This is a genomic window from Mesorhizobium sp. M2A.F.Ca.ET.067.02.1.1, assembly GCF_004023285.1.
Lineage (GTDB): Bacteria > Pseudomonadota > Alphaproteobacteria > Rhizobiales > Rhizobiaceae > Mesorhizobium.
This window is the reverse complement of sequence record NZ_RZSB01000921.1, coordinates 1-2,076: the sequence shown is the minus strand read 5'-3', so window position 1 is coordinate 2,076 and position 2,076 is coordinate 1. Positions and strand designations below refer to the sequence as shown.

At 66.5% G+C, this 2,076-nt stretch carries 2 protein-coding genes; one reads left to right on the top strand and one right to left on the bottom strand.

The genetic code is table 11. The features are described from left to right. A partial coding sequence (locus EOA28_RS33705; RefSeq protein ID WP_128315744.1) for a GTP-binding protein occupies positions 1 to 731 on the top strand: 731 nt, incomplete at its 5' end. Between the two features lie 141 nt (positions 732 to 872). Here the strand turns inward: EOA28_RS33705 and EOA28_RS33700 are convergent. Further along, complete coding sequence (locus EOA28_RS33700) at positions 873 to 1,793, bottom strand: LysR substrate-binding domain-containing protein (RefSeq protein ID WP_127253482.1); 921 nt, start codon at positions 1,791 to 1,793, stop codon at positions 873 to 875. Between the last annotated feature and the right edge of the window lie 283 nt (positions 1,794 to 2,076).

The window sequence follows — 2,076 nt, the reverse complement described above, 5'->3', positions numbered from 1 at the left end:
GCCCGGAAGCCGGCATCACCCGCGATTCGATCTCGGTCGACTGGGATTGGCGCGGCCGCCGGATCAAGCTGTTCGACACCGCCGGCATGCGGCGCAAGTCCAAGGTGCAGGAGAAGCTGGAAAAACTCTCGGTGCAGGACGGGCTGCGCGCCATCCGCTTCGCCGAGATCGTCATCATCGTGCTCGACGCCACCATCCCCTTCGAGAAGCAGGACCTGCAGATCGCCGACCTCATCATCCGCGAGGGCAGGGCGCCGGTGATCGCCTTCAACAAATGGGACCTGATCGACAACCCGCAGGAGCTTTTGGCCGAGCTGCGCGAAAAGACCGAGCGGCTCTTGCCGCAGGTGCGCGGAATCCAGGCGGCGCCGGTCTCGGCCGAGACCGGGCGTGGCCTCGACAAGCTTATGGAAAGCGTCATCAAGACGCACAAGGTCTGGAACAGCCGCGTCTCCACGGGCAAGCTCAACCGCTGGCTGGAAGGCATCCTGGCGCATCATCCGCCGCCCGCCGTCGCCGGCCGCCGGCTGAAGATCAAATATGTCACCCAGGCAAAAACCCGGCCGCCGGGCTTCGTCGTCTCCTGCTCGCGGCCCGACGCGATGCCGCAATCCTATGTCCGCTATCTCACCAACAGCCTGCGCGAAGCCTTCGACATGCCCGGCGTGCCGATCCGCATGGCGCTGCGGACGTCGGACAATCCTTTCGCGGGCCGCGCGAAGAAGCGGTGAGGCATTAGGGCGGCGACGCCTCTCCAGTCGTCATCCACGGGCGGAGCAAGGAGCGAAGCGACGCGCGCAGACCCTGTTGAGGATACGGCCACGCAGAACGGATAAGCTGTGATCCTTCGCGCCCCGCCAGCGTTTCAAAGCTTAGGCGACCTTTAGCAGGTTCTCCTTCGCCCGCGCCCCCTCCGGCAATGTCTCCAGTGCCGCCTGCAAAAGAATCTCCGCCAGCCGCGCCGCGACCGGGTCGAGCTCGGCGTCCTTCTGGTGTAGATGCAGCGCCATCATCGGCAGGGCGGGAAGCCCCAATACGCCCGGCGCGATCGCCCTGACATTGGCGGGCAGGCCGATATCGGTTCGGATCGTCAGGCCGAGGCCGGCCGCCACCGCCGCCCAGATGCCGCCGAGACTGGGGCTGGAGAATGCCATGCGCCAGGGCATGCCGGCGCGGTCGAGCGTTTCCGTCGCGACAGTGCGCAACAGGCACGGCGCCTCGAACACCACCAGCGGCAGCGGCTCGCCATTGCGCGGACCGACCTCGATCGGCTTTGCCGGGCCGATCCAGCGCGACTGCACATCGGCGACGTGGCGGCTGTAGGGCAGGGTGGTGCCGTCATGCCAGGCGAGCGCGATGTCAAGATTGCCGGACAGGACGCGTTCGACGAGGTCGTGGCTGCGTCCGATGCGCGCCTCGATGCGCACCTTGGGATGGGCGCGGGCGAAGCGGCCAAGCACGTCGGGCAGCACGGCCTCGCCGAAATCCTCCTGCAGGCCGAGCCGCACCCAGCCTTCCAGCTCGACGTCGCGAATGGCGGAGGCCGCCTCGTCGTTGAGCTCGATCAGCCGCCGCGCATAGCCGAGCATGGTTTCGCCGGCTTCGGTCAGCGCCAGGCCGCGCCCCGCCTTGCGGAAGATCGGCGTATCCGCCTGCTCTTCCAGCTTCTTCAATTGGGCGCTGGCCGCTGATGTCGAGCGTCCCAGCCGTTCGGCCGCCTTGGCGAAGCTGCCCAGCTCCATGCCGGTGACGAAGGTTCTGAGGACATCGAGGTCGAACGTGACGCGGCGCATGAGATTGTCCTGATTTTCAGGAGTGTCGATCAAAAACTTCCTGATTTTATGGATGAAGCTATGGCGCTACATCCGGTCCGTCAAGCCGCCAGCCGGCCGTCACGGGAATGGATCATGTCCGCCATCGTCACACGCAGCGACTGCCAACAGCCTGATGCAGCCGCCGTCACCTCCGCGCGCCGCGCCTTCGGTCCCAACCATCGCTGGAAGGTGCTCGGCATCGGCGTTGCGGCCAATGCCGGCTTCTCCGCCACCTTCTCCGGCATTCCGGCGACTGCGGTGG

Coding starts and splice junctions, on each gene's coding strand:
- EOA28_RS33700 (WP_127253482.1), bottom strand. CDS start 1,793: ATGCGCCGCGTCACGTTCGACCTCGATGTCCTCAGAACCTTCGTCACC.